Raw genomic sequence first — 24,566 nt, 5'->3', positions numbered from 1 at the left:
CGCGCTGAGTACGCTTTCTGTTTGAAGAAACTAGCTTTTCCATCATAGGTCTCCAATGTGTAAACCTATTTCAGGACGGGACAATGGATTCAAAAAAGCCTGGCAGATACCAGGCTTTTTTTACATAAAGTGAGGGTCGACAAGACTCAACTGAACTTACTTTCGTTTGCTCTTCCAGTTAAGCGGTTAAGTAAACCATCAGCGCATAGCGACACTCCTTGAGACAATTTCTCCGCCAACTTCTTTTTGGTGGCAAACTTGACCTTAAATACTTCACGATCACTTTCATTCACAGCATTCAACAGGTAATCATCTGACGTACCGATTTCATCAACCAAACCCAGCTCTTTGGCCTGTGCTCCGAGCCAATGCTCACCTGTGGCTACCTTCTCGATATCAAGGTCGGCACGGTATTCTGTGATAAATGACTTGAAGCGACCATGAATTTCTTCCAAATCATCTTTAAATTTCTCACGAGCTTTATCGTCGTTTTCACCAAACATGGTTAGCGTACGTTTGAATTCGCCAGCCGTATGCTGCTCAAACTCGATGTCATTCTTTTTCAACAGCTTATTGAAGTTAGGCATCTGCGCAACAACCCCAATGGAACCGATAATAGAAAACGGTGCAGCAAGAATCTTGTCACCCACACAGGCCATCATGTAGCCCCCGCTGGCTGCAACTTTATCTACAGCAATGGTCATACTGAGGCCAGAATCGCGCACGCGAGTCAGCTGAGAAGCCGCCAAGCCGTAGCCATGAACCATGCCGCCGGGACTTTCCAAGCGCACCAGCAGTTCATCCTGCTCTTTATTAGCGATAGATAAGACGGCACTGATTTCCTCTCGCAATGCTTCTACTTCTCTGGCATCCATACTGCCTTTAAAATCGATGACATACGTGCGTTTCTTTTCCTTGTGCTCTCCTGATTTCTCAGCTTTCTTCGCTTCCTTTTCTGCTTGCTTCTGCTCTTTTTCCAACGCCTTCAACGCAGGCTTGGATAGCACCTTATGTTGGATATCGTGAAGCTGCTGTTTGATCTGCTCGCTCAGGTTAGAGATATCCAAATGTCCTTTTTTGTCTTTACCTTTGCTTGCTGCCGCCGCAGCCACAACGCCTGCCACGGTCAGAACGATTGCAACAACTAAGGTCACCGCCTTCGCGAGAAACAGACCATATTCGTAGAGAAATTCCATCGACTTCCTTTTTTACCTTTCATCGTTTATCAGATGTGGCTCCAACGTTGAGCCAAAACAGCAAGATACCAAATAGAAAAAGGCCCGGCTAATGCCGGGCCTCTATTTTTAAACGCTGGTTACAAATTACATCACAGGTTGCACAACTGAGTCGTTCGTCACCAGAATGGTCGCGCCGCCACTGGCAATATAAACAGCCAATTGGGTTTGCATCTCTAGTGTCGTTGCAGCATTGACTGTAGGATCAAGCAACGAGCTGTGTGCAGAGTCCACAAATCGTACGGCACCTCGTACATAGGGGTCGCCGGCCACAGTGCTATCAACGCCCGCCAGTCCAAGTGTACGAATAAGCGGCTCGGTGCCGGACAGTGGCAGCCCAAACGCTGAGTTATCGTTCGGCAGTACCGTATCACCAATCACTTCAGCTAGGTACAGAGGTACATCCTGAGCGGCTAACAAACTAGCATAACCAACAGGGTCACTGGAATCGACCACAGTTTGCGCTGCAAACACAAACTCTGAAAGGAATGCAGGATAAACAGCATCAACCAATGCCTGATACTGCTCAGGGTCGTTAGCTTGTAACGCTTCAAGTTCTTCGATCGATAAGCCTGTTGCCTCTGACAACACTTCCATAAAGGTATCTGTTGATGTTAAGCCAGCCTCAACGATAGGCCCAAAGCTCTCTGAGTAGGCAAATACACCCGCCAAGCCTTGAGTCGGAACGTTAGGCGCCACAACATTAAACGCATAATAAGGTGGTAGTTCAGTACCAGAGGTTGGATCAACCAACGGCAGATTGCCTACAGCGGCAGTCATAACCGTATTAATGCCGCCGAGTGAAATACCACTGATAGAAACCTTGCTGGCATCAAATACGCCTGGCGCAGCCTGCGCCAACGAATTAATCCCCATTCTCAGCGCCAGATGATCATTTATGCTTTGACGGAAGTTGTCGCGGGTTGTCAGCAAGTTATCGAGCTTAACGTAAACCAACAGACTGGCATTTGCATAAGTGACAGGATCCAGCGCTATCATGCCTTGGCTTGCGCTGATTTCATATACACCGTCCATATTGGCATCCCAACCACGGGAACCATGCAAAGGCGCGTCGATTGAGAGCATCGCAATGCCTTGCGCGGCAAACATGCCTGCGATAGCTACATTTTGGTCTTTTGCTCCACCAAGGCCGTGCCCAAAGATCACCACTGGCCAACCTGCCGCAGGTGTCGCAGAAATCGTCGGCAAGCCCAATGCTGTACGGACACCATTGGCCGCGTCGGAAGTATCAGGAATCGTCACTAACACTTCCAACGTTTGCAAGGTGGTTGGTTTAGCCAACGGATTAAACTTGGTCAAGTGGCGCTCAGCATCCAACATAATTGGATTTCCATCAGTGCCTAAAATCTCACAACCCACCAAGGTAGCTGGGTTAGTCAGATCCGCATCAGGACAACTGGCAGCCACTGCTTCTGGTGGCAGAGCGCCGGATTCAACGGCACCAAGAATAGTTACAGGACTGTCCCCAGCAGCCATCCAGCGAGAGTTGATACCATCACAGGCTTGCGTGGTCGCCAGCTCAGTTAGGTCGCAGTTTTCCAGACCAGGATATTCAAGATAGTACGGCACGTTGGTCAGCGTTGAGCTATGCAGTAAAGCTGTGGATGCAACCGCCAGCGTATTAGGATCTGTAATCCCTTGGGCAGCCAGCAAATCAGCTACCGTCATCATAGTGTCTGTCGGTGGCATCAAGACCGGAGTCGTCGCAGGATCTGCAATCATACTCAAACGGTTCAGCGCAGAAACGTCTGCAATTGACTGAGTCGTCATTGCACCTGTGTAGGTAATGGTTTCAGGATCCACACCAAAGGCTGCCATCGCGGCTTCGTAACTGTTTACAGCGCCTTGCAGCGCCAGCTGAGATTCAGTGCCCAGTGGTTTCTCATTGATATCCTGCTTTACCAAGCTATAAGTTGACGATGCATAGACCGGGCGAGATTCAGTATCCATCAACGCGGTGGTCGTGGTCACCATATAGCCAGTCGCGGGCTTAAGAGGTCGCAGCGGCACAATGGCGATGGCATCGCCATTCGCTTGCGTGATGAAGTCGACACCAAACTGCAGTTCAGCGACAACCATACAGGCAGCTCCTGTTGGTACTTCTGCGCATTCTGGTGGTGCCAGTGGACTTCCGAAAATAGTTTCGAAAATACGAACTGCGCCTGGGGCAGCCGCCGAAGCCTCATCAATGTCCACACCATCGGCAGTCAGTACATCAATGCTCATGGGGTGGCTCATACTCCAGCCATCCAAGCCATTGATAGCAACCTGAGGATTACTGTAGTCAGTTGGATCGGCTACAGGAATATTTAGCGTGCCGTCCGTGGTTCCGGAGGCAAGCAAATCGTTGGGAACTGGTAAAACGCCGTTTGATGGATCGTATGCAATCGTGGAAATTTCAATGACAGGGTTTTGTTCTGCCTCTTTGCGGGCATCATCCAGTGACTCATCATCACAGGCGGTTAGGCCCAGCGCTGACGTCACGGCCAGCGTTAATAGTAGTTTTTTCATGCTTCTCCCCAAGCTCCTTTTTTATAGTTATGGCTCGATTTTTAAGCGAGGTTTCGGCAGACCAGTGCCTGGGTCGATCTGCTCGTACCAGTCTGTAAGGTAACGTAAGAGTTACAAATTCGCTACATTAAACACCTGTTTAATGTTACTGAGATCCCATTTTCGCAAAAAGGTCGCTACCACGGTTTTACGCAGGTAAAATGCCGCCGCAACTCCCTTGAGACAATCTCTACCGGAAAGCTAAATATGCAGGACTATCAAGCACCACAACACCTCCTAAAAAACCGAGTCATTCTGGTGACTGGCGCAGGCGATGGCATAGGGCGTCAAGCAGCTCTCACCTACGCAAACCATGGCGCCACCGTGATCCTGCTTGGTAAAACAGTGAAAAAGCTCGAACAAACCTACGACATGATTGTAGAAGCTGGCGCTCCCGAGCCCGCCATCGTGCCACTGGATATGCTGGGAGCTACCGAGCAAAACTATTCAGACATGGCGACCACCATCGATGAGCAGTTTGGCCGATTAGATGGTGTGCTTCATAACGCAGGCATGTTGGGCGTACTCAGCCCTTTCGAGCAGATAGATTTGGAAAGCTGGGATAAGGTATTAAAAGTCAACGTCACCGCCCAGATGATGATGACCAAAGCCCTACTCCCGCAGCTGAAAAAGGCGGAAGATGCTGCGTTGATCTTTACCAGCTCTGGAGTTGGCAAAAAGGGTCGTGCCTATTGGGGAAGCTATTCGGTCTCTAAGTTTGCCACCGAGGGAATGATGGAGATCCTCGCAGATGAAATGAGCAACACGTCCGTTCGTGTCAACGCCATCAACCCAGGCGCTACAAGAACCGGTATGCGAGCCTCCGCATACCCTGCCGAAGATGCAAGCAAGCTGAAGACTCCACTCGACCTAATGCCGGTATATCTGTACTTAATGGGGCCAGAATCGAAAGAAGTACGCGGCCAATCCATAGATGCGCAGCCGAAATAGTGATTTAGTCATTAGCATGTAAGAAGGGCGCCAAATGGCGCCCTTCTTAATGCAGATATCAACACGTTTAACGACGACGCACTCGACGATGAGCCTGCGAGCGATGCTTAGACACGCTTCGTCTCACCCGACGCAAACGTTCCTGCTCACCAATCCGTGACTTCACTGACGGCTTACTGCGATCTTCATGTGGCAATTGCACTTGTTCACGCAGGTAGTTCACTTCATCCAAGGAAAGCTCACGCCAGGTACCCTGCGATAGGTCTCTAGGCAGGGACAGAGAGCCATAACGAACACGGATAAGGCGGCTAACCTGAAGCTCCTGGCTTTCCCATAAGCGGCGCACTTCGCGGTTTCGCCCTTCACTTAGGGTCACGTAAAACCAGTGGTTAATGCCTTCGCCGCCACGCTGCACGATATTATCAAATTTGGCAGGGCCATCTTCCAGCATCACGCCTTTTTTCAGCGCTTTGACGTGTCCTTCCTGCACATCTCCAAATACTCTTACCGCATACTCGCGCTCGATCTGGAAGCTTGGGTGCATTAAGCGGTTCGCCAATTCACCATCATTGGTAAACAGCATCAGTCCGCTGGTGTTAAGGTCCAAACGCCCTACACCGATCCAACGGCCAGCGCTTACTCGCGGAAGGTTATCAAATACGGTTCGGCGGTTTTCAGGATCGTTGCGTGTACACACCTCTCCTTCGGTCTTGTGGTACATGATCACACGACATGTGGCCTCTTCCGCTGCGGCTGTGCGAACCGGTTTACCATCGACACGGATCTTGTCATCACTTTCGACACGTACGCCCAACGAGACGATCTGACCGTTGACACTGACCCGGCCCGCAGCGATCCACTGCTCTACTTCTCTTCGGGAACCTAATCCCGCTCTGGCCAGGACTTTTTGCAACTTTTCACTCATGCCTCAGTAACCTCTTCTTGGTTAGGCGGTGTCAATTCAGATAGTGCTTCTGCATCAACGGGCTGATCGGAGAGCGGATTCTCCTCAAGCGCCGGCAACTCTTCAAGTGATTTCAATCCAAAGTAGTCCAAAAACTGCTTTGTTGTTGCATAAAGCGCCGGCCTTCCCGGTACTTCTTTATGCCCCACCACTTTAATCCACTGTCTTTCAGATAATGTTCTGACGATATTGCTGCTGACCGTGACCCCTCTCACGGCTTCAATTTCAGAACGCGTAATGGGCTGGCGATAGGCAATCAACGCCAGTGTCTCCATCAAAGCACGCGAATAGCGAGGGGTGCGCTCTGGCCATAAATGACCCAACCATGGGCTGATCACTTCAGCTGACTGAAAGCGCCAACCACTGGCCACTTCAACTAAATTAATGCCACGAGGCGCATAATCTGCCTCCAGCTCTGTCAGCACTGCTTTCACGCGTTTTGGTGAAACCTGAAATTCAACTAAAACCGTTTCCATCAGCGCTTTTTGCGTTAACGGCTTATCAGCAACAAACAACGCTGCTTCAATCAGTTGCTTGAGCTGTTCGTCGTTAATTTTACGCATCAGCTACCTCTTCACGGGCTTTAACATGGATAGACTCAAACGCGTCGTTTTGCACAAGCTGTAAAAGTGATTCTTTTACCAGTTCTAAAATAGCCAGAAAGGTCACCACGACCCCAGCTCGTCCCTCTTCTACATCGAAGAGTGTTTCAAACGGGGTAAATTTATCGCTGCTAACCCTTTCCAGCACCTGACTCATGCGCTCTCTTGTACTGAGCGCCTCACGTTGTATCTGGTGGTGCTCAAACGCACTGGCACGCTTCATCACATGAGATAGCGCCAGCAATAGCTCCCCCATCGAGACTTCAGGTTCAACTTTGACAGGAGCCGCAGCTTCATGAGCATCAGCGCCAGCTCGATAATAATCGCGCTCTTCACGTGGCAGCTGATCTATCTCCTGTGCTGCCAGCTTAAATCGCTCATATTCCTGCAGCCTTCGAATAAGTGCGGCTCTGGGGTCTTCTTCATCGTCTTCATCAGATGCTCTTACAGGCAGGAGTAATCGTGATTTAACTTCAGTAAGAAACGCCGCCATCACCAGATAATCAGCTGCCAATTCAAGCTTCAGATCCTTCATCAGCTCGATATATTCGATGTACTGCGCAGTGATCTCTGCCAACGGCAGGTCAAGAATATCCACCTTTTTCCGCTTGATGAGGTAAAGCAGCAGGTCCAAGGGGCCTTCAAACGCTTCGAGAAATACCTCCAGCGCTTCAGGGGGAATATAGAGATCTATCGGTACTTCAGTAACCGCTTCTCCACGCACTGTCGCCAGTGGCAGTTGCTGCTGCACCGGTGTCTGTGTTGTTTGCTCTTCTTGAGAAGTGGGCTGTTCACTCATCAGCTGAATGGCGCGGGATCACCAGCACCGACACGAAGAATTTCCACCTGGTCATCGGAAATGTCGATAACGGTTGTGGGTGTCTCACCCAGATAGCCACCGTGGATAACCAGGTCCAACTGATGTTCCAGGCGATCGCGGATCTCTTCTGGATCCGACTCTGCAACATCATTGCCCGGCAAAATCAGCGAAGTGGACATAATTGGCTCACCCAACGCTTCAAGCAGCGATTGAGTTATTACATGTTCTGGCACCCGCAAACCGATGGTCTTACGTTTTGCATTTAACAAACGGCGTGGCACCTCTTTGGTCCCCTTGAGGATGAAGGTGTAAGGCCCAGGCGTGTTGTTCTTCAGCAAGCGATAGACACTGTTATCGACCCGCGCATACAGAGACAACTCAGACAGGTCCCGGCAAATAAGGGTGAAATTATGCTCTTTATCGATCTGCCTTATGCGACAAATACGCTCCAATGCCGACTTGTCGCCTATGTGGCAACCTAAGGCGTAACCGGAATCTGTCGGATACGCGATAACGCCGCCCTGACGGATCATTGCCACAGCCTGGTTAATCAATCGGCTCTGTGGGTTTTCCGGATGCACATAGAAAAACTGACTCATACCTTAACGGCTTCCTTATACGTTTATTTCTGGGCTTCCCAGCGTTGCCAAATCGGATCAATACCACTGGGCAACCACAAATTTTTTCCTAACTCTACCCAACTTTCAGGGTAGTGAAAATCTGAGCCTTGTGAGGCTAACAGGCCAAATTCAACTGCAAGATCAGCAAGTTTGCGTTTTTCATTGGGCATCTGTTGGGTCATGGCCACTTCAACCGCATCGCCGCCCCAACCAGCAAAACTTTCAAGCAACTTGCGCACCCACTTCCAACTAATCTGATACTTAGTTGGATGCGCGACGACAGCTACACCACCGGCCCCCTGAATAGCTTCAATCGCTTGTTCAATGGAACACCAACCAGGTGATACGTAGGCACGTTTACCCTTACGCAGGTACTTCTTAAATGCGGTATCAAGCTTGTCGACCACACCATCAGCTTTAAGCACTCGCGCAAAATGCGCGCGTGTTACTGCGCCACCTTCGGCTAATGCTTGCGCTTTCTCCAGCGCAGAGTGAATACCTATTTTTTCAAGTTTGGCGGCGATACCTTCCGCTCTCACCCGCCGTCGTTCGGCCTGCGCATCAAGCAAGGCTCTAATAGTTGGGTGCTGTTCATCAAAACCTAACCCAACAATATGGATCTCCATCCCTTCCCATGAACAACTGATTTCAACCCCTGAAATCAGTGTAAGTGGCAGGTCATCCGCAGCAATTGCCTGCCAACCCGCCTGCAAACCCGCCGTGGTGTCATGATCCGTCAGCGCAAGAACGTCGACACGTCGTTCTACCGCCCTTTTCACCAATTGTTCGGGAGAAAGCATGCCGTCAGAAGCTGTACTGTGGCTATGGAGGTCGTAAATCAACAGGCCCTTCTTGGGTCAAAACCGTGAATCGTATTCGACTTATTATCTCACACTCCATGTGAGGGTTGACACCATAGATTTCACGTTGCATGCTTGAGCGCACTGTTTTAGGAGAGATATAGATGCTTTCAAGCCTCAACATCAACCAGATCGCTAAGATCAACACTGTGTGGTGGTGGCACTTCCCATAGCGGGTTGTGTTTCGGCTTTCTATATCTGAATGAAACATAAGAACCCGCCTTAAGAGCGGGTTTTTTTGTGTTCAGGAGGAACGGTATGCCGCGTATACATGGATGTATGAAAGCGGCGATGTCTGAAATTTCATAAACTGGCCCGCCCAGGCAGGTTCAGATTGCAGCCTAAGCAAAGCGCTGTATAGTTTGGGGTCGCTCAATCGGTCAAGCGGATGAAATAGCGGCCAGTTTAGAACAGTTTTATTTGAATTTAGCAGGGAAACAGCATGAGTCATCTAGCTCTCGGCGAAGTCGAAGCGCTTACCAGCAAAGCGCCATATATCGCCGATCCATTAGCGCTGTACGAGTTGCTCACTGAGCATGGTGAACGTAAACAAACACTCTTACTCGAGTCTGCCGAGGTCGATAGCAAAGCCAACCTTAAATCATTGTTGTTATTGGATGCAGCGCTGAAAATAAGCTGTAAAGGCCATAAGGTGACAGTGAGCGCGCTGACCGATAACGGTGAAAACGCCCTATCAGCACTTATCGGCGCGCTGCCTGGAACCGTCGACGTCTCTCGAAACGAATTAACAGCCACACTGAACTTTCCTGTGGTAGGCGAGATTCTTGATGAAGAGGAGCGCCTTAAAGCGCTGTCACCACTCGAAGCACTTAGGTGTGCGGTAAACCAGCTGAAAACCCGAGGGGATAACGACGACGCTATCTTCCTCGGCGGCACATTTGCCTACGATCTGATCGCCAACTTCGAACCTCTACCCGACGTAGAGGAAGGCGACAATAACTGCCCTGACTTTCTGTTTTATCTGGCTGAAACACTGCTGGTGATTGACCATCAAACTAACGATACCAAAATCTCAGGCTGTGTTTTTGGTGGCGAATCCGCCAGCGAGCAGTTTTACCTGAAAACCCGCCGCCTGGAGGAGCTGGTCGACACTCTGAGCAGCTTCTCCCCGGACCAGTTATCTGCAAAAGAGCTGAAACCGGCTTCATTGGAAGTCACGACAGACACCGATGACGAAACCTTCTGCAAGTACGTAGAACAACTCAAAGGCAATATTCACTGCGGCGATATATTCCAGGTTGTGCCCTCGCGTAGCTTCCACATCGACTGTCCGGATAGCCTGTTAGCGTACCGAGAACTCAAGGCCAGCAACCCCAGCCCATACATGTTCTATGTCAACGACGAAGATTTCGTCCTGTTTGGCGCATCGCCAGAAAGTGCCCTCAAGTATGGCCAATCCGATCGTCAGGTTGAAGTTTACCCTATCGCCGGTACCCGCCGTCGTGGCTTTAACCCAAATGGCACGATCAATCGCGACCTCGACAGTCGCAATGAGCTTGAGTTGCGGCTGGACAAAAAAGAGCTTGCAGAGCACATCATGCTAGTTGACCTAGCCCGAAACGACATCGCCCGTATTGCCTCCCCTGCCAGTCGTCATGTAGCCGAACTCCTTAAGGTTGACCGCTACAGCCACGTCATGCACCTGGTAAGTCGTGTGGTTGGTGAACTACGGCAAGACCTCGATGCGCTGCACGCCTATCAGGCCTGCATGAACATGGGCACCCTGGTTGGCGCACCAAAAATTCGCGCTGCCCAGCTGATTCGTGATATCGAAGGCAAGCGCCGCGGCAGCTATGGCGGAGCAGTGGGTTATCTCAACGGTAAAGGCGATATGGATACCTGCATCGTTATCCGTAGCGCGTTTGTCCGCGACGGACAGGCGACAATTCAAGCCGGCGCAGGCGTCGTATTTGATTCCCTGCCGCAAGCAGAAGCAGATGAAACTCGAAACAAAGCCCAAGCAGTGATTTCAGCCATCAGCGCAGCCAACAAAAAGCTAAATCAACAGTTCGAGCAGGGAGCTAACCATGGATAAGCTAAACAGCACTGACAAAGCAACCATCTTTTTGCTCGATAACTTCGACTCGTTTACTTACAACCTGGTAGATCAGTTTCGCGCGCTCGACCATCCGGTGGTCATCTATCGCAACAACCTCGATGCCCTGCTTATCTTTGACAAAATGCAGGCCCATCAAGCACAGGGTAACGATGTGATTCTGGTGCTGTCTCCGGGACCAGGTAACCCTACACAAGCCGGCTGCATGCTTGAACTGATCGGATTATGTAAAGGTGTGTTCCCTATTATGGGGATCTGTCTGGGTCATCAGGCCATCGTTCAGTATTACGGTGGAGAAGTTGGCTCAGCGGGTGAAATCCTTCATGGTAAGTCATCGGCGATCAGCCATATAGGCGACCAAATGTTTACCGGCCTGCAACAGCCTCTCCCGGTTGCCCGCTACCACTCTTTGGCGGCCACGCGAGTTGAAGGCTTAGCTGTTATCGCAGACTACCAGTCGCTGCCGATGGCTGTTATGGATGCCGAAAACAAGGTGTTGGGATTCCAGTTTCACCCAGAATCTATCCTGACCACCGACGGCGCCCAGCTATTGACGCAGAGCCTTGCGTGGGCCAGCCAACCAGTAAACAAAGCGGCATAAGGAGATCATGATGCTTGAATCACTCTATCAACAGCAGGATTTAACTCGCGAACAGGCCGCTGAACTATTTGGCGAGATTATTCGGGGTGAGATGGACCCCGTAGTGATTTCATCACTACTCACCGCTTTGAAAATCAAAGGTGAAACGCCGGAAGAGATTGCCGGTGCGGCAGATGCGCTCAGAACGGCAGCGGTCGCGTTTCCTGCGCTAGATTACCCTATTGCGGATATCGTCGGCACTGGTGGTGATGGCCACCACACCATCAATATCTCTACGACCAGTGTTTTTGTCGCTGCGGCTTGTGGATTAAAAGTCTGCAAACACGGCAACCGCTCGGTCTCTTCCAAATCAGGCTCTGCGGACCTGCTCGAGCGCCTTGGCGTTAACCTGGCGATGAGCCCAGCCACCGCCAAACGCTGCTTGGATGACGTGGGTTGTTGCTTTATTTTCGCACCTCAATATCACGGTGGTATTCGCCATGCAATGCCGGTCCGCAAAGCACTGGCGACTCGCACAATCTTTAACGTGCTTGGCCCGCTGATTAATCCGGCCCAACCTGATTTTATGGTGTTAGGTGTGTATTCACCGGAGCTGGTTACGCCTATCGCAGAAGCCCTGAAATTCCTCGGTGTCAGCAAAGCCATGGTGGTACATGGCAGTGGTTTAGATGAGATCGCCCTGCATGGTCCAACGCAGGTGGCTGAAGTCAGCCCGGAAGGGATCAAGCATTATGAGCTAACACCAGAATCTTTTGGTTTATCTGAGCACCCGCTTGAAGCATTGAAAGGCGGAACGCCGGAAGAAAACGCAGTGATCACACGCGCAATACTGTCTGGCCAAGGCACTGAAGCACAACGCAGTGCGGTTGCAGCCAATGTCGGTGCCCTGCTCTATGTCAGTGGCCTAGCGACAGATTTAAAACAAGGCGTACAACTGGCGATCACCGCAATGGACAGTGCAGCACCGTTGGCAATCGCTGAAGGTTTAGCAAAGCAAAGTAATACAGAGGAACAAGCATGAGCGAGACAGTGCTCGATCGTATCGTCAAAGACAAACGCGAACTGCTGGTATCGCTCAAGCAAGAACGTCCGCTAGACGGTTTTATCGATCAACTGGAGCCTTCTGACCGCAGTTTCTTTGACGCGTTGTCAGAACCCAATGCGGGCTTCATTCTGGAATGCAAAAAAGCATCTCCGTCTAAAGGTCTGATTCGCCCCGAGTTCGAATTGGACTATATCGCGTCGGTATACACTAAATACGCAGCTGCCATTTCAGTGCTCACAGACACTAAGTATTTTCAGGGCAAGCTGGACTACCTCAAGCAGGTTCGCGATCAGGTGACACAACCTGTATTACATAAAGACTTTATCGTCGACCCTTACCAGATTTATCTGGGTCGCTTATATGGCTCAGATGCGGTGCTGCTGATGCTGTCAGTGCTCGACGACGAAGAGTACAAAGCGCTGCATCAAGTCGCTGATTCCCTGCAAATTGATGTATTGACCGAAGTATCGAACCAGGAAGAGATGGACCGCGCCATTGCCTTGGGCAGTAAAGTCATCGGCATTAACAATCGTAACCTTCGGGATCTCAGCATCTCACTGAGCAAAACCGAGGAGTTTGCACCTCAGGTACCTAGTGATCGATTGGTGATCTCAGAGTCAGGCATCTATCACAACAGCGAAGTTCGTCACCTGTCTCAGTTTGTTGATGGCTTCCTGGTCGGCAGCTCACTGATGTCTCAACCAGATGTCGATCTCGCCTGTCGCAAACTGCTATTTGGCCACCATAAAGTATGTGGCCTGACCTGCCCGGCACAGGCTGAGCTGGTCAGCCAAAGTGGTGCCATATACGGCGGTTTGATCTTTTACCCCAAGTCACCTCGTTATGTTTCTGACGATATGGCCAAACAGATAGCTGATGTAAAAGGCCTCAACTACGTGGGTGTTTTTGTTAACGAGCCAGCTGAATCTGTGGCAGAAAAAGCCAAAGCCCTGAATCTAAGAGCCGTGCAACTGCACGGTGATGAAACAGAACAAGATATCCAAGCTATTCGCGCCTTACTACCGGAGGGCACTGAAATCTGGAAAGCACACCGTATTGCCGATGCGCTGCCAGATTTCGGCAGTTGGCCGGTCGATCGTCATTTAGTAGATACCTATCATGACGCCAGTTATGGCGGTGTTGGGCGTCGATTTGATTGGGCCTTGCTGGAGCAAGCCTCGGAAAAAAGCACACTGATGTTAGCGGGCGGCCTGGCGCCGGAAAATGCTGAGAAAGCATTGAAAGTAGGCACCCACGGCCTCGACTTTAATTCGGGCGTAGAAACCGCACCGGGTGAAAAAAGCGCCGTGAAGCTGGCCCAGCTTAAACAAGTATTAAGAAGTTATTAGGAACAAAAATGAGCGAATTAAACCCATATTTCGGTGACTTTGGCGGCATGTTTGTCCCTGAGTTGCTGGTACCTGCCCTCAAACAGTTTGAGCAGGAATTTATCGCTGCACAAAAAGACCCAGCGTTTCAAAAGGAGTTCTCCGAACTGCTGACCGAATACGCAGGCCGTCCGACGCCACTCACCAAGTGCCGTAACCTGGCGTCCGACACCAAAACAAAAATCTATCTGAAACGTGAAGATCTTCTTCATGGTGGTGCCCATAAAACCAACCAGGTATTGGGACAGGCACTATTGGCCAAACACATGGGCAAACACGAGATTATCGCCGAAACCGGTGCAGGTCAGCACGGTGTAGCAACAGCGCTAGCCTGCGCCCTGCTCGGTCTGAAATGCCGTGTTTACATGGGCGCAGTAGATATTGAACGCCAGAAGCCTAACGTCTTCAGAATGAAATTGATGGGCGCGGAAGTGATCCCTGTGACCAGCGGCTCCTCCACTTTGAAAGATGCCTGTAACGAAGCGCTGCGGGACTGGGCTGGCAGTTACAAAACCGCCCATTACCTGCTAGGTACCGCTGCAGGGCCACACCCATTCCCCACTGTGGTACGTGAGTTTCAGCGCATGATCGGTGAAGAGGCGAAACGTCAGATCATCGAAAAAGAGGGCGTACTGCCTGACGCTGTTATCGCCTGTGTTGGCGGCGGTTCAAACGCTATCGGAATGTTTGCGGACTTCATTGATGAGAAAGATGTCGCCCTAATCGGTGTCGAACCGGCAGGTAAAGGTATCGATACCGAAGAGCACGGTGCACCGCTGCAACACGGTAAAGAGGGGATCTTCTTCGGCATGCGCTCCTACCTGATGCAGGACGAGTTTGGCCAGGTGGAAGAATCTTACTCAGTTTCAGCTGGTCTGGATTTCCCATCGGTGGGCCCACAACATGCGCACTTGAAAGCCACCGGACGTGGCACTTATGTCTGGGCCAGTGATGACGAAGCCCTTGAAGCGTTCCAGCAGTTGGCTCGTCACGAAGGCATTATCCCCGCACTGGAGTCGTCTCATGCCCTCGCCTATGCGCTAAAGATGGCTTACGACAATCCAGAGAAAGAGCAAACCCTGATCGTGAACCTGTCAGGTCGAGGCGACAAGGATATCTTTACTGTCGCAGACATTTTGGAAAAGAAAGGAGCGCTATAAGATGAGTACGCGTTATCAACAAATGTTTGCAGAGTTAGAAGGCAAACAACAAGGCGCTTTTGTTCCTTTCGTTACCATCGGCGATCCTGACCGTGAGCTAAGCCTGTCAATCATCGATACTTTGGTGGACGCAGGTGCAGACGCACTAGAACTCGGAATTCCATTTTCTGACCCGATTGCTGACGGCCCAACGATTCAGGGCGCTACTGTTAGAGCGCTCAATAGCGGTATCAACCCAACAGTCTGTTTTGAGATGCTCAGCGTGGTTCGCGAAAAGTATCCGACAGTACCCATTGGTCTGCTGGTATATGCCAACCTGGTGTACGCCAATGGCGTCGAACAGTTCTATCAACGCTGCGCGGAAGCAGGTGTAGATTCAGTATTGGTTGCGGATGTACCCAGCCACGAAAGTACTCCGTTCAGAACAGCCGCTGACAAGTTTGGTGTTGACGCCATCTTTATCGCACCCCCCAATGCTGACGACGCCACCATCAGCAAGGTTGCAGAGTACGGTCGTGGTTACACCTACCTGTTGTCTCGCGCAGGGGTAACCGGTGCAGAAACCAAAGCGGAAATGCCTGTGGATACCCTGCTTGAAGCACTGAACAAACATGATGCACCGCCTGCCCTGTTAGGATTTGGCATCAGTGAACCAGCACAGGTTAAAGAAGCCATTGACGCAGGCGCAGCTGGCGCAATTTCTGGCTCTGCAGTAGTAAAAATCATTGAGCAATATGTCGATGACTCAGAGCGTTTACTGGCAGAGATGCACCGCTTTATCAGCGGGATGAAGGCTGCCACGACTAAGGGTTGAGCCCTGAAAAGAGCGCTTCGTTTGATGTAAGAAAGTAACCGGGTTTATACCCGGTTACTTTTATCTCTTAGTTCAACATTGACCCTTGCACCCGTTCAGCGCCAAACTAACCTTTATTAGTCTATGGTCTTTCATTCACCACCATCATCACCAGGCAAGCTGCTAGATGAAACAATTTGTTGATTTTCTGCCTTTAATTGTCTTTTTTGCGTTCTATAAGCTGAAGGATATCTACTGGGCGACCGGCTCTCTGATCATCACTACCGGGCTACAGTTGGCATACGGTTGGTTTAAACACCGTAAATTGGAGAAGATGCATCTAATCACATTTGCATTGGTGACCGTGTTTGGTGGACTGACGCTGTTTCTGCGAGATGACGCCTTTATCAAATGGAAAGTGACAGTAGTCAACGTGCTGTTTTTTGCGGCGCTGTTTATCAGTCAGTATCCATTTAAAAAACCGCTAATCAAACAGATGCTGGGCAAAGAACTAATATTGCCCGAAACTGTTTGGGCGCGAATTAACATGGGCTGGGCACTGTTCTTTCTTGCATGTGGGCTGGCCAATATCTATGTCGCGTTTTACATGTCGCAGGAAACCTGGGTCAATTTCAAAGTGTTCGGTCTACTGGGACTTACTCTGGGCGCAACACTCATTACAGGGGTTTACCTTTACAAACACCTGCCTAAAGAACAACAAGCCGCTACGGCAAAAGAAGACAACGAATAAGAGGAATGGACACTATGTGGTACCTGATTTTTTCACAGGATGTCGAAAATAGCCTGCCATTGAGAAAACAAGCACGCCCCGCTCACCTGGCTCGCCTGGAAGAGCTAAAAGCCCAAGGTCGTTTGCTGGTTGCAGGCCCTAACCCAGCCATTGATAGTGAAGATCCTGGCGAAGCAGGTTTTACCGGCTCAACAGTTATCGCTGAATTCGCGTCTTTGGAAGCGGCACAGGCCTGGGCGGATGCTGACCCATACGTAGACGCTGGCGTGTATCAAAGTGTGGTTGTGAAGCCTTTTAAAAAGGTTTTGCCATAAAAAGAAGTAGTTACCAGAAAGGATTGTTATGAAATCTGCTGTGATTATTCTGCTCGTCGGAATACTAGCGGGCATATTTTGGTACAAAAGCACAGGCCCTCAAAAGGCCGGCACAAACGTCTTTGCGAAGTATCAATCAAGTAATGCTATTGAGATTAACGGCCAAGTCCTTACGATTACTGAAGCAATTGACTTGGTAAATAGCATTGAAGCTGAAGGAAAACGGGTTGATTTTTACATCGGCGGCAACAACGATGTTCATAAGCAAGTTGAAGAGCTTGCTGACAAAGTTAGACAATCACCGTCGTTTAAAGGGCGAAATGTGATTGTTATTTTTGAGAGCTACTAAAAACAAATCAGCTCCAACTCGTTTTAAATACGCGATTGTGAATAGTTTAAGACTGGTAGCAGTCTGATGCCTCGGTTAAACAGCAACAAAAGAGCGGCATAAGCCGCTCTTTTTTATTACAGGATTGCTCTAGTTATTCATCCAGAAAACTGCAGATATAGTCCGTCAATTCAGACACTTTCAGCTGGAACTTGGCATTGCCAGGTACGTTAAAGGACTCTCCACCTACTACACGCAGCCACTCGCTCTGACCCGGCAGCAAAACATCCATTACACCCGCCGTAATTTCCATCAATTCTGGCTTATCGGTACCAAACTCGTATTCCCCTGGTAGCATAATGCCAAGTGTTTTAGATGAGCCATTAGCAAAGGTGACAGCACGGCTGGTCACCTTGCCGTCAAAATAAACATTGGCTTTGGTGGTCACCGAAACGTTTTCAAACTTCTCCACGTGGATATCCTTCTCTAATTATTGGTAGTTTTGGCCAGGTATGTTGGCATACAGCGCGCACAAGAGAAAGCGGACAAGTAGTCGTCAAATGGAAGCTCCCCTCTCCCTCTGGTGAATAGGAATAAGGTGCATTAGCATGCCCCACGAAGTGTTTTGGGTACCATGCGCACGCGGCATAAGGTTCGTCCTGAACATCGCCGCTCCTGCGCGTCCATGCGCTCGCGGCATACGGTTCGTCCTGAACGTAAAAAAGCGGGCATAAAGCCCGCGAAAGTAGGGAAGGAACTACATAGCTAACAAAAAACTTAAAATACAGTTCTGACAACCAAGTGTTCTGGGTAAGGCTGAAAGTAACGCTGCTCTTCTAAATAACTGTCGCTGTTCTTTCTTAGGTAATGTTTAAAAAGTTCTATTGGCGTGCTTAGCGGTAACAGGCCCTCACGGTACCTATGGATCATCTCGGTCAGTTCAGCTTTGTCACCGTTTTCCAGTGCTCGCTTAAAGTAACCCTGGATATGCATCAGAACGTTGGTATGTTTCTTACGACTGGCGGGTATCGACAATCCCTGCATCAACTGGGTTAAATACTCTTTCGCCACCTGCTCTAAGTCAGCCTGTTTCAGGTTGGAAAGCAGTGGACCAATTGCTTTGTAGTGCTCAGGTGAGTGAGCCATCAGCATCAGTTTGTGTTTTGCGTGGAATTTCAAAATCGCATTTGCCGATAGGTTTGGCTCAACTTCTCGTTTCCAAATATCTAAAGTAAAAACGCGGGTGAGAAAGCTCTCCCTGATCAGCACGTCATTAAGGCGCCCAGTCTCTTCGCAGGGCAGATAGGGGTATTTCTTCAAAATCTTTTCAGCAAAAATGCCCACCCCGTCATGACGAAGTGTATGGCCACCAGGATGATATACCTTTACGCGTTGCATCCCGCAACTTGGCGATTTGGCACAGAAGATAAAGCCCCTCAGATGTTCTAAACCGTCTGACAAGCGTTCCGAAGCGTTGTTTAAGTCTTCGGTCACATCCAGAAGTTGATCCCTCGACCCTCTGACACGGGTCTGTCCTTGGTCCTCTACTAGACGAACGGTTTGTCGAGGAACGCCCATTCCCGCTGCAACTTCTGGACAAGCAGGTCGGTAATCAAAATAGGGGTCAAGATCCCTGACAACGAAACCTGACTGTTTGTGGCCACCGTCAAACCTGACCTTCTGCCCTACTACACAAGCGCTGACGCCAACTGGTATTTTGTTGAATGAATGGCTCATCTTGTATATCCCTGCAGGTTCCTTTTCGTTGGATGTACTACGCTGAAAACCATGACCAAGATCATATGGCAGACATACCTAAATCACATTCAGAGAAATCATTGGACCAGTTAGTGTTATCGGGCTCACCTTTGGTTTAAGCCAATTGGTAGCTTACTAGCCACTTTGATACCGTTAGCTCAGGAAAATAATGGGCAATAAACCCAAAGTAATAATCAGCTCTGGTTTGGCCCCCCGATACTGGTGGGGTATGCGGATGGAAGACGCAGCCAGCATAACTATCCGCGGCGAAAGTGCTCGCATGAGGTAATAAACGTTGAACCAGTTTGAGCGCTACGTCACTCTGGTATTGCCAACCATGGTGTTCCAGGTAGAGCAGGAGCTGCTGGCAGGAGCAAGAGACCTACTTGCTAAACACGGTTATCAATTGATAACCAGTGTCGGCGGCTATCTGCCGGGTCCTTCTCAGCCAGAAAACAGTCGAAACTGGTTCTACACCTACCTTCCTCAAAATAATTCCGCAGGGACATTATTCTACGGTGGCGGCATTGGATATGCCGCGGGCAATGATGCAACTCAGCATCTGGCCGATCAACTTAAGCAGCGCCCATTGGTTAACATAGGCAGCAGCTTGCCTGGTATCCCCTCATTTGTTGCAGATAACTACTCTTCAATGCGACAGGTAGTGCAACATCTGGTTAAGGCACGTGGGTTTACTCAGCTGGGGTTCTTAACTGGCCCTTCCAGTAATGACGAAGCAAATGAGCGCCTTAAAGCATTCACCGATGTGCTTGAAGAGAACCGAATAAACCTCAATGAACAGTGGTTGGTACAAGGCGACTTTACTCGAAGCCATGCCGAACAATTAGCAAAAGAGTTTGTTCGAAGTTCTCGACAACTACCCCAGGTGATGGTCTGTGCCAACGACCTCAGTGCACATGGTTTTATGGAAGGCCTGCAACATGAAGGCATATCTGTACCGGAGCAGGTGGCAGTAACCGGCTTCGACAACTTTGAGTACGCTGAAGCTGTGCGCCCCGCCTTAACCACTGCAAGTTATCCCGCCAGACAATTGGGAGAACAAGCGGCACACGCGCTGCTCGAACAGATAGAAAAAATCGCCTGCATACAAACCAATACGATTGTTGGTGATCTGGTGGTACGTGAGAGTTGCGGCGCTAAACGCCCGCCTCAATCGGTCCCTGAACAAGTCTACCTGGAACAACGTCGCCAGCAGGTGTTGGTCAGAGACATGCACGCTCAACGTTTGGCTTTTGACCAGAGTCTCTATCAACATACAGAATTGAGCATGCTGTTTGAACAAGGTGCCAGCAGCCTCAATGCAGCCGGAATATATCAACTCTATCTCTGCCTGTTTCGCCAAAACAACCCTGAACACCCTTACCTGGCGCATCAAATTGTCGATGGTGAAGTGGTTGCCCTTGCCGAGCACCAGATGGAGATCCCTCCTGGTCAGTTGCTACCGCCACACCTTGGCGAACACTGGCTCAAAGATGATCGCAAAGGAGCGATCTGGCTGCTTCACCCGCTGGCACTTGAAGACAAACACTTTGGATACGTACTGGTACAGGTAAGCCAACGCGTCGTTGAGTTCGGCGAAGCTCTGGGCATACAGCTATCGCAGGCAATTAACCGCCACCAGATGCTTTATGAATCGATCGAGAGACAACATGAACTGGAAAGCTCGCTGGAGGCGCTTAAAAACGCGCACCTGAAGCTGGACAAAGCGGAAAAGGTTGCCAGCCTTGGACGGCTGGTTGCGGGCATTGGTCACGAACTCAATACGCCGCTCGGAGCAGGCATCACCATGGCGTCCATGCTGGTAGAAGAAACGGAAGCCTTGACCAAACAACTGCTCAACGCGCAACTATCCAAACGTAATCTGAATCAGGGCCTAAACCGCGCCCATGACGCGGCTTCAAGCGTTCTTCGCAGCCTTGAACGTGCATCGAGTTTGGTCGATATCTTTAAATCCAACTCATTTGAGCAGGACCCTGGACGCTGGCAGGCGCTGACAATTTGGGAAGTTATCCAATCCAGTTACTTCCGAATCAAAGACGACCTCCATCTGCCACTGGATCTTGAGATCAATTGTGATAAATCGCTGCAGGTTCAGTGCGACATGGATGCCCTGTCATCCGTGTTTGTGCACCTGTTCTACAACAGTGCGCATCACGCTTATGCTGATCAAGACAACGGCAAAGTACAAGTCGATGTTGCTATCAAAGACAACCGACTTGATATCAAGTACCAGGACTTTGGTGTTGGCATAGAGAAAGAAGCGCTACCCCGGGTTTTTGAACCTTTCTATACCAGCCAACGCGCCAGTGGCCATACCGGACTTGGCCTCTATCTGGTTTACAACCTGGTAAGCCTCAGACTCAGAGGCGTAATAACATTGAGCAGCAAACCGGGGCGCGGCACTCAGCTGCAGATTGAGTTGCCGCTTTCCGCTGCCGCTTCTCCTTTCCTGCCGAATAGCTAGGGCCTGTCGACCTTCCGGGAGCTGTCACATCTTTACCTGTAGATTTCTCATCCAAGGAATTGTCTGAGTAAGGTAGAGTAACTCCTCGGAGCTGGACGCCAATTCTCGCTGACGTCGCTCTGCCAGCACCAGATAGCGTTTGTTTGGGTCACTCTGCTCGATGCCAAATGGATAACAGGTCACCAGCGCCAATTGATTCTCCTTGACCACGATGTTTCTCACCTGTGGCGTCAACTCAACCACTGCCGTTGCCGTTACCTCAAATTCCCAAGGCTCACGGTTTTTCAGCGTCACATGAACCTTGTCCCCCGGTGACAAGCGCTGCAGGTAATCGAAATGGGTATCTTTATGGCCCGCTAGCAGTAGCCCAGAGTCCTCGGTTGACAGGGGGTCCATCCCTGGCCCAAAAGCCAGGGACTCACCATCTAAACCTGCCATCACGTACTGAGTGATGTTCAAGTGCGGCACCTCTAACTTTGCCATGGGCCAGGTATCCGCCCAGGGCCAGGGCAAACTTGAAACCCGATAGTCTGTTCGTGACTCTGAGGTCTCTGACTGCCAAGAAGACGCGATCAACCATTGTGCAACGACCGCTTTGGCTTTGATCCAAGCCCCATCAATCAGGAAGACAGAGGACAGCAACATTAAACTGGCAGCTATCAGCAGCAAATCTCGGCGTCTAGACAACATGACGCCCTCCGACTAAACCGGCATCAAACTCACCATTGTTTTGGGTTAACACTCTCCTGTTGGCTAAAACCATCAGCAGCAGGGCCACCATAAACAAGGCTGAACCCACGGCAAGCTTTAGTTCTGCACCAGTCGCAGTATTGGGCACAGCATAGGATTGCTCGGCAGTTCCCTGAGGATGCAGGTTAGGCACAGGTACTTTTTTACTGACCTCGTTCAGTGGACGTACAGGTGTCTTCTCTACCGCCACAAAACTGGTGTAGGCAGAGGTTAGTTGATGCGCCAGGGCAACACTCAACACCTGGCTGCGTATCTCATCAGCATCCGCACCGGCAGTCTTTTCATCCATCAACGACTTGATCTTGGCTCGGCCCCACAGGCTCCCTACACCTTCACTTTGCGCCAGCGACTGCAGAGCAATCGTTCGACGCCAATCTTTGCCCGATGTTTTTCCAGAAATCACCATATCTCCCGCCAATTGGTCGGGTTTAAACGCAATAAGCAGGGGCTCTCCAAGGTAGAGCGCAGGGATCCTGGAGGGATAGAATTCAATGGCTGATCCATCAGCCATTTCGATCTTAATGTCATCGGCCACCGGGGACGACAGTCGTTTGAACAGATCACTCATGGGCCCCTGCACTGCCTGGGTATTGTTAATGAAGGTAAAGGTTCCTCGACCAAACTCAGCAGCGCGGCGCATAAAGTAGCTGTTTGGCGCAGCACCAATACCTACGGTAAACAAACGGCTGTCCCCTAATCCATGATGAATGTATTTAAACAGCGCCTGTTCATTACCCACGGCGCCATCGGTGATAAATACAATTTGGCGCACGCGATCTGTCAGCGCTTTCTGTTCAGGATCTGGCAGCGCCATTTTCAACGCCGACATCATATTGGTACCACCATTGGCGCTCAGATTATCGACATAACGTTTGGCGTGAGCAATTGAACTAGCGTCAGCGGGCATGGCAGATGGAAACAGCTGTGAAGCTGACGAGCTAAAGCGAATGATGTTGAAGCTATCCTTTGGCGACAGCCAACTCAGCGCCTGTACCAAGCTCGCTTTTGCCTGCCGAATAGGTTCGCCGCCCATAGACCCCGAGGTATCGATAATAAAAATCATCTCTTTCGGTAGCGTCAGTTGATCAAGGGACTTTGCAGCATCCACACTCTCTTCTGCACCGGGTTTAGCTTTAGGGTTGGCGGGTGGAATCAGCATCAATAGGCCATAGGAATCTCCATCCACTTGCTCGGTAAACATTGCCGCCTGTGGCGATTTACCCAGTGCGGGGCGCCAGTTCAGCAAAAAGTCTCGGTCCATTGCGACCTGCGGTGCAGTCAACTTAATTTGGTATTTGCCTTCCGCCTGATTCACAACAAGTTGGTGAGAGCCACTGCTCACCCCTTCAAGTGACATGCCCGGATTAATGCTTGCGGTAATAGTGATGGGATTGAGCACCTTGTTGGCAGCATCTGAAACGGAAAACATAAATGGGGATATAGCTGGCGCGTCTGGTACTTCGTCCGTAGGCAATGCCCAGCTCATGGTATTCGCAAAAGTGTCCGAAAAGCTGATATGTTGCTCCGCTTCCTCTTCAGGCAAATCAGCCAACGGCACACCGGGTGAAAAGCGAGGTGTAATAGTCATTGGAAAACGCAGACTGAATGCGCCATCACGATAGCTAACCGTCTGCAGATAAGTGACCTCGACGACTATCTTCTCACCTGGGGGCAGATTCGCGACTTCGTTGGTGAACATATTGGGGCGTCGTTGAGTAAGTAGCGTCGCTCGCTTACCGCTCTTTTTCGCTTGTTCGAAGATCTTCTTGGCTTCTTTTTTCTCTTTAATCTCACCTTCGATGATGCGCTCGCCAATCACCATACGTAATCGATTGACTGCAGCATCATCTGGCAGCGGAAGTAAGTAGACGCCATCCAACCAGTCGTCGGTCTGGTTACTGAAGGTTTGCGTCAGCGTACCTCGCACAACCATACCGTTGATATCCAGGTGCAGCCTGGAGTCGAGCATCATGGCTTCGGTTAACACGCCTCCCTGCTTGAGCATCAGTTGGGGCGCGGCATCTTCCTGCTCACCCCTGCTGTTAAACTCTCGCGCCTGTGCAGTCCCCAAAGTAAGAAGCAACCAGGTACCTAATGCAATCAGGCAAAGACTACCCAATAGCCGCTTCAGCATGCGCATCAGACGCCCGCCACCAGCAGGCGCCTGCCTGCCAAACAAGGGAGTACCAACGTTTCGCTGACGCTCTTTGAGTGCCAGTGGCCTATCCATAATCTGTTGATGTGGAGGTATTGCGTGTCTGCCCATGGTCTTGCTCCTTATAATTTGATACTGCTATTTAGGCAGCAAGAAAGGGCTCTACAGGGGCCAGCATGTGGCAAAGTGATGAAACATTGTGGCGAATTATGGCAACCGCTTGGACTATACCAATCCGAATAAATATATGGTCAACCAGGAAGCCTGAGCAAGTTCAATTCAAGGCGCAGTCATGCAGCAATGGTTGTTCCCTTGCAAATGTCAGCAACGAAGAAGTG

Annotated in this window: 22 protein-coding genes; 11 read left to right on the top strand and 11 right to left on the bottom strand. The window is 50.3% G+C overall.

All coding sequences use genetic code 11. The annotated features are described in order from the left end of the window. Positions 1–146: 146 nt before the first annotated feature. Together sohB and ABEA14_RS00720 are read right to left on the bottom strand one after the other, a co-directional pair. The gene (sohB, locus tag ABEA14_RS00725; protein WP_345337812.1) at positions 147–1,196 is read right to left on the bottom strand and encodes a protease SohB; all 1,050 of its coding nucleotides are present in this window, start codon (positions 1,194–1,196) and stop codon (positions 147–149) included. Positions 1,197–1,322: 126 nt separating this feature from the next. Continuing rightward, positions 1,323–3,767 (bottom strand): VolA/Pla-1 family phospholipase, encoded by a 2,445-nt coding sequence (locus ABEA14_RS00720; protein WP_345337811.1) that lies wholly within the window; start codon positions 3,765–3,767, stop codon positions 1,323–1,325. A gap of 246 nt (positions 3,768–4,013) precedes the next feature. Here ABEA14_RS00720 and ABEA14_RS00715 point away from each other — a divergent pair, with 246 nt between their 5' ends. Next, positions 4,014–4,757, top strand: coding sequence for a YciK family oxidoreductase (locus ABEA14_RS00715; protein ID WP_345337810.1), 744 nt, complete (start codon positions 4,014–4,016; stop codon positions 4,755–4,757). Positions 4,758–4,824: 67 nt separating this feature from the next. Here the strand turns inward: ABEA14_RS00715 and rluB are convergent, their stop codons facing one another. From rluB to rnm, 5 genes are read right to left on the bottom strand one after another with little or no spacing between them, the layout of a single operon-like run. Then, a complete protein-coding gene (gene rluB, locus ABEA14_RS00710) occupies positions 4,825–5,682 on the bottom strand; it encodes a 23S rRNA pseudouridine(2605) synthase RluB (protein ID WP_345337809.1) in 858 nt (285 codons plus the stop codon). Continuing rightward, entirely contained in the window at positions 5,679–6,284 is a 606-nt protein-coding gene (gene scpB / locus ABEA14_RS00705) for an SMC-Scp complex subunit ScpB (RefSeq protein ID WP_345337808.1), read from the bottom strand. Before scpB ends, rluB begins: the two co-directional genes overlap by 4 nt. Next, the gene (locus ABEA14_RS00700) at positions 6,277–7,122 is read right to left on the bottom strand and encodes a segregation and condensation protein A (RefSeq protein WP_345337807.1); all 846 of its coding nucleotides are present in this window, start codon (positions 7,120–7,122) and stop codon (positions 6,277–6,279) included. The genes scpB and ABEA14_RS00700 overlap by 8 nt, the downstream gene beginning before the upstream one ends. After that, positions 7,122–7,742, bottom strand: a complete 621-nt coding sequence (locus tag ABEA14_RS00695) for an L-threonylcarbamoyladenylate synthase (RefSeq protein ID WP_345337806.1) — start codon at positions 7,740–7,742, stop codon at positions 7,122–7,124. Before ABEA14_RS00695 ends, ABEA14_RS00700 begins: the two co-directional genes overlap by 1 nt. A 23-nt stretch (positions 7,743–7,765) precedes the next feature. After that, a complete protein-coding gene (gene rnm, locus ABEA14_RS00690; RefSeq protein WP_345337816.1) occupies positions 7,766–8,608 on the bottom strand; it encodes an RNase RNM in 843 nt (280 codons plus the stop codon). Positions 8,609–9,065: 457 nt separating this feature from the next. Here rnm and ABEA14_RS00685 point away from each other — a divergent pair, with 457 nt between their 5' ends. From ABEA14_RS00685 to ABEA14_RS00645, 9 genes are all read left to right on the top strand, one after another. Beyond that, on the top strand, positions 9,066–10,679 hold the full coding sequence (locus ABEA14_RS00685) for an anthranilate synthase component 1 (RefSeq protein WP_345337805.1): 1,614 nt from the start codon (positions 9,066–9,068) through the stop codon (positions 10,677–10,679). Further along, positions 10,672–11,301 carry an aminodeoxychorismate/anthranilate synthase component II gene (locus tag ABEA14_RS00680; protein ID WP_345337804.1) on the top strand — a complete coding sequence of 210 codons (630 nt, stop codon included), beginning with the start codon at positions 10,672–10,674 and terminating at the stop codon, positions 11,299–11,301. The genes ABEA14_RS00685 and ABEA14_RS00680 overlap by 8 nt, the downstream gene beginning before the upstream one ends. Positions 11,302–11,308: 7 nt before the next feature. After that, positions 11,309–12,322 carry an anthranilate phosphoribosyltransferase gene (trpD, locus tag ABEA14_RS00675; protein ID WP_345337803.1) on the top strand — a complete coding sequence of 338 codons (1,014 nt, stop codon included), beginning with the start codon at positions 11,309–11,311 and terminating at the stop codon, positions 12,320–12,322. Further along, positions 12,319–13,695, top strand: coding sequence for a bifunctional indole-3-glycerol-phosphate synthase TrpC/phosphoribosylanthranilate isomerase TrpF (trpCF, locus tag ABEA14_RS00670; RefSeq protein ID WP_345337802.1), 1,377 nt, complete (start codon positions 12,319–12,321; stop codon positions 13,693–13,695). The genes trpD and trpCF overlap by 4 nt, the downstream gene beginning before the upstream one ends. 8 nt (positions 13,696–13,703) lie before the next feature. Then, a complete protein-coding gene (trpB, locus tag ABEA14_RS00665; RefSeq protein ID WP_345337801.1) occupies positions 13,704–14,894 on the top strand; it encodes a tryptophan synthase subunit beta in 1,191 nt (396 codons plus the stop codon). Position 14,895: 1 nt separating this feature from the next. After that, positions 14,896–15,708, top strand: a complete 813-nt coding sequence (trpA, locus tag ABEA14_RS00660; RefSeq protein ID WP_345337800.1) for a tryptophan synthase subunit alpha — start codon at positions 14,896–14,898, stop codon at positions 15,706–15,708. 166 nt (positions 15,709–15,874) lie between these two features. Continuing rightward, on the top strand, positions 15,875–16,438 hold the full coding sequence (locus tag ABEA14_RS00655; protein ID WP_345337799.1) for a septation protein A: 564 nt from the start codon (positions 15,875–15,877) through the stop codon (positions 16,436–16,438). Positions 16,439–16,452: 14 nt separating this feature from the next. Next, the gene (locus ABEA14_RS00650) at positions 16,453–16,752 is read left to right on the top strand and encodes a YciI family protein (protein WP_345337798.1); all 300 of its coding nucleotides are present in this window, start codon (positions 16,453–16,455) and stop codon (positions 16,750–16,752) included. 28 nt (positions 16,753–16,780) lie between these two features. Next, positions 16,781–17,101 (top strand): hypothetical protein, encoded by a 321-nt coding sequence (locus ABEA14_RS00645; protein WP_345337797.1) that lies wholly within the window; start codon positions 16,781–16,783, stop codon positions 17,099–17,101. A gap of 133 nt (positions 17,102–17,234) precedes the next feature. On the opposite strand, the gene ppnP is transcribed toward ABEA14_RS00645, so the two are convergent. Together ppnP and ABEA14_RS00635 are read right to left on the bottom strand one after the other, a co-directional pair. Then, on the bottom strand, positions 17,235–17,552 hold the full coding sequence (ppnP, locus tag ABEA14_RS00640; RefSeq protein ID WP_345337796.1) for a pyrimidine/purine nucleoside phosphorylase: 318 nt from the start codon (positions 17,550–17,552) through the stop codon (positions 17,235–17,237). A gap of 305 nt (positions 17,553–17,857) precedes the next feature. Further along, a complete protein-coding gene (locus ABEA14_RS00635) occupies positions 17,858–18,817 on the bottom strand; it encodes a YbgA family protein (RefSeq protein WP_345337795.1) in 960 nt (319 codons plus the stop codon). Positions 18,818–19,133: 316 nt separating this feature from the next. Between ABEA14_RS00635 and ABEA14_RS00630 the strand changes: the two genes are divergently transcribed. Further along, positions 19,134–21,323, top strand: a complete 2,190-nt coding sequence (locus ABEA14_RS00630) for a substrate-binding domain-containing protein (protein ID WP_345337794.1) — start codon at positions 19,134–19,136, stop codon at positions 21,321–21,323. A 24-nt stretch (positions 21,324–21,347) separates the two neighbouring features. Here ABEA14_RS00630 and ABEA14_RS00625 read toward each other — a convergent pair whose 3' ends face one another. Both ABEA14_RS00625 and ABEA14_RS00620 read right to left on the bottom strand, forming a co-directional pair. Beyond that, positions 21,348–22,013 carry a class GN sortase gene (locus ABEA14_RS00625; protein ID WP_345337793.1) on the bottom strand — a complete coding sequence of 222 codons (666 nt, stop codon included), beginning with the start codon at positions 22,011–22,013 and terminating at the stop codon, positions 21,348–21,350. Then, a complete protein-coding gene (locus tag ABEA14_RS00620) occupies positions 22,003–24,339 on the bottom strand; it encodes a marine proteobacterial sortase target protein (protein ID WP_345337792.1) in 2,337 nt (778 codons plus the stop codon). Before ABEA14_RS00620 ends, ABEA14_RS00625 begins: the two co-directional genes overlap by 11 nt. Positions 24,340–24,566: the final 227 nt, after the last annotated feature.

The sequence above is a fragment of the Corallincola platygyrae genome (genome assembly GCF_039544265.1).
Lineage (GTDB): Bacteria > Pseudomonadota > Gammaproteobacteria > Enterobacterales > Neiellaceae > Corallincola > Corallincola platygyrae.
This window is presented reverse-complemented; position numbering and strand designations above follow the sequence as displayed.

Excerpts from the sequence above, each read along its gene's own strand:
- sohB (WP_345337812.1), bottom strand. The coding sequence starts at position 1,196 with ATGGAATTTCTCTACGAATATGGTCTGTTTCTCGCGAAGGCGGTGACC.
- ABEA14_RS00720 (WP_345337811.1), bottom strand. The coding sequence starts at position 3,767 with ATGAAAAAACTACTATTAACGCTGGCCGTGACGTCAGCGCTGGGCCTA.
- ABEA14_RS00715 (WP_345337810.1), top strand. The coding sequence starts at position 4,014 with ATGCAGGACTATCAAGCACCACAACACCTCCTAAAAAACCGAGTCATT.
- rluB (WP_345337809.1), bottom strand. The coding sequence starts at position 5,682 with ATGAGTGAAAAGTTGCAAAAAGTCCTGGCCAGAGCGGGATTAGGTTCC.
- scpB (WP_345337808.1), bottom strand. The coding sequence starts at position 6,284 with ATGCGTAAAATTAACGACGAACAGCTCAAGCAACTGATTGAAGCAGCG.
- ABEA14_RS00700 (WP_345337807.1), bottom strand. The coding sequence starts at position 7,122 with ATGAGTGAACAGCCCACTTCTCAAGAAGAGCAAACAACACAGACACCG.
- ABEA14_RS00695 (WP_345337806.1), bottom strand. The coding sequence starts at position 7,742 with ATGAGTCAGTTTTTCTATGTGCATCCGGAAAACCCACAGAGCCGATTG.
- ABEA14_RS00685 (WP_345337805.1), top strand. The coding sequence starts at position 9,066 with ATGAGTCATCTAGCTCTCGGCGAAGTCGAAGCGCTTACCAGCAAAGCG.
- ABEA14_RS00680 (WP_345337804.1), top strand. The coding sequence starts at position 10,672 with ATGGATAAGCTAAACAGCACTGACAAAGCAACCATCTTTTTGCTCGAT.
- trpD (WP_345337803.1), top strand. The coding sequence starts at position 11,309 with ATGATGCTTGAATCACTCTATCAACAGCAGGATTTAACTCGCGAACAG.
- trpCF (WP_345337802.1), top strand. The coding sequence starts at position 12,319 with ATGAGCGAGACAGTGCTCGATCGTATCGTCAAAGACAAACGCGAACTG.
- trpB (WP_345337801.1), top strand. The coding sequence starts at position 13,704 with ATGAGCGAATTAAACCCATATTTCGGTGACTTTGGCGGCATGTTTGTC.
- trpA (WP_345337800.1), top strand. The coding sequence starts at position 14,896 with ATGAGTACGCGTTATCAACAAATGTTTGCAGAGTTAGAAGGCAAACAA.
- ABEA14_RS00655 (WP_345337799.1), top strand. The coding sequence starts at position 15,875 with ATGAAACAATTTGTTGATTTTCTGCCTTTAATTGTCTTTTTTGCGTTC.
- ABEA14_RS00650 (WP_345337798.1), top strand. The coding sequence starts at position 16,453 with ATGTGGTACCTGATTTTTTCACAGGATGTCGAAAATAGCCTGCCATTG.
- ABEA14_RS00645 (WP_345337797.1), top strand. The coding sequence starts at position 16,781 with ATGAAATCTGCTGTGATTATTCTGCTCGTCGGAATACTAGCGGGCATA.
- ABEA14_RS00635 (WP_345337795.1), bottom strand. The coding sequence starts at position 18,817 with ATGAGCCATTCATTCAACAAAATACCAGTTGGCGTCAGCGCTTGTGTA.
- ABEA14_RS00625 (WP_345337793.1), bottom strand. The coding sequence starts at position 22,013 with ATGTTGTCTAGACGCCGAGATTTGCTGCTGATAGCTGCCAGTTTAATG.
- ABEA14_RS00620 (WP_345337792.1), bottom strand. The coding sequence starts at position 24,339 with ATGGGCAGACACGCAATACCTCCACATCAACAGATTATGGATAGGCCA.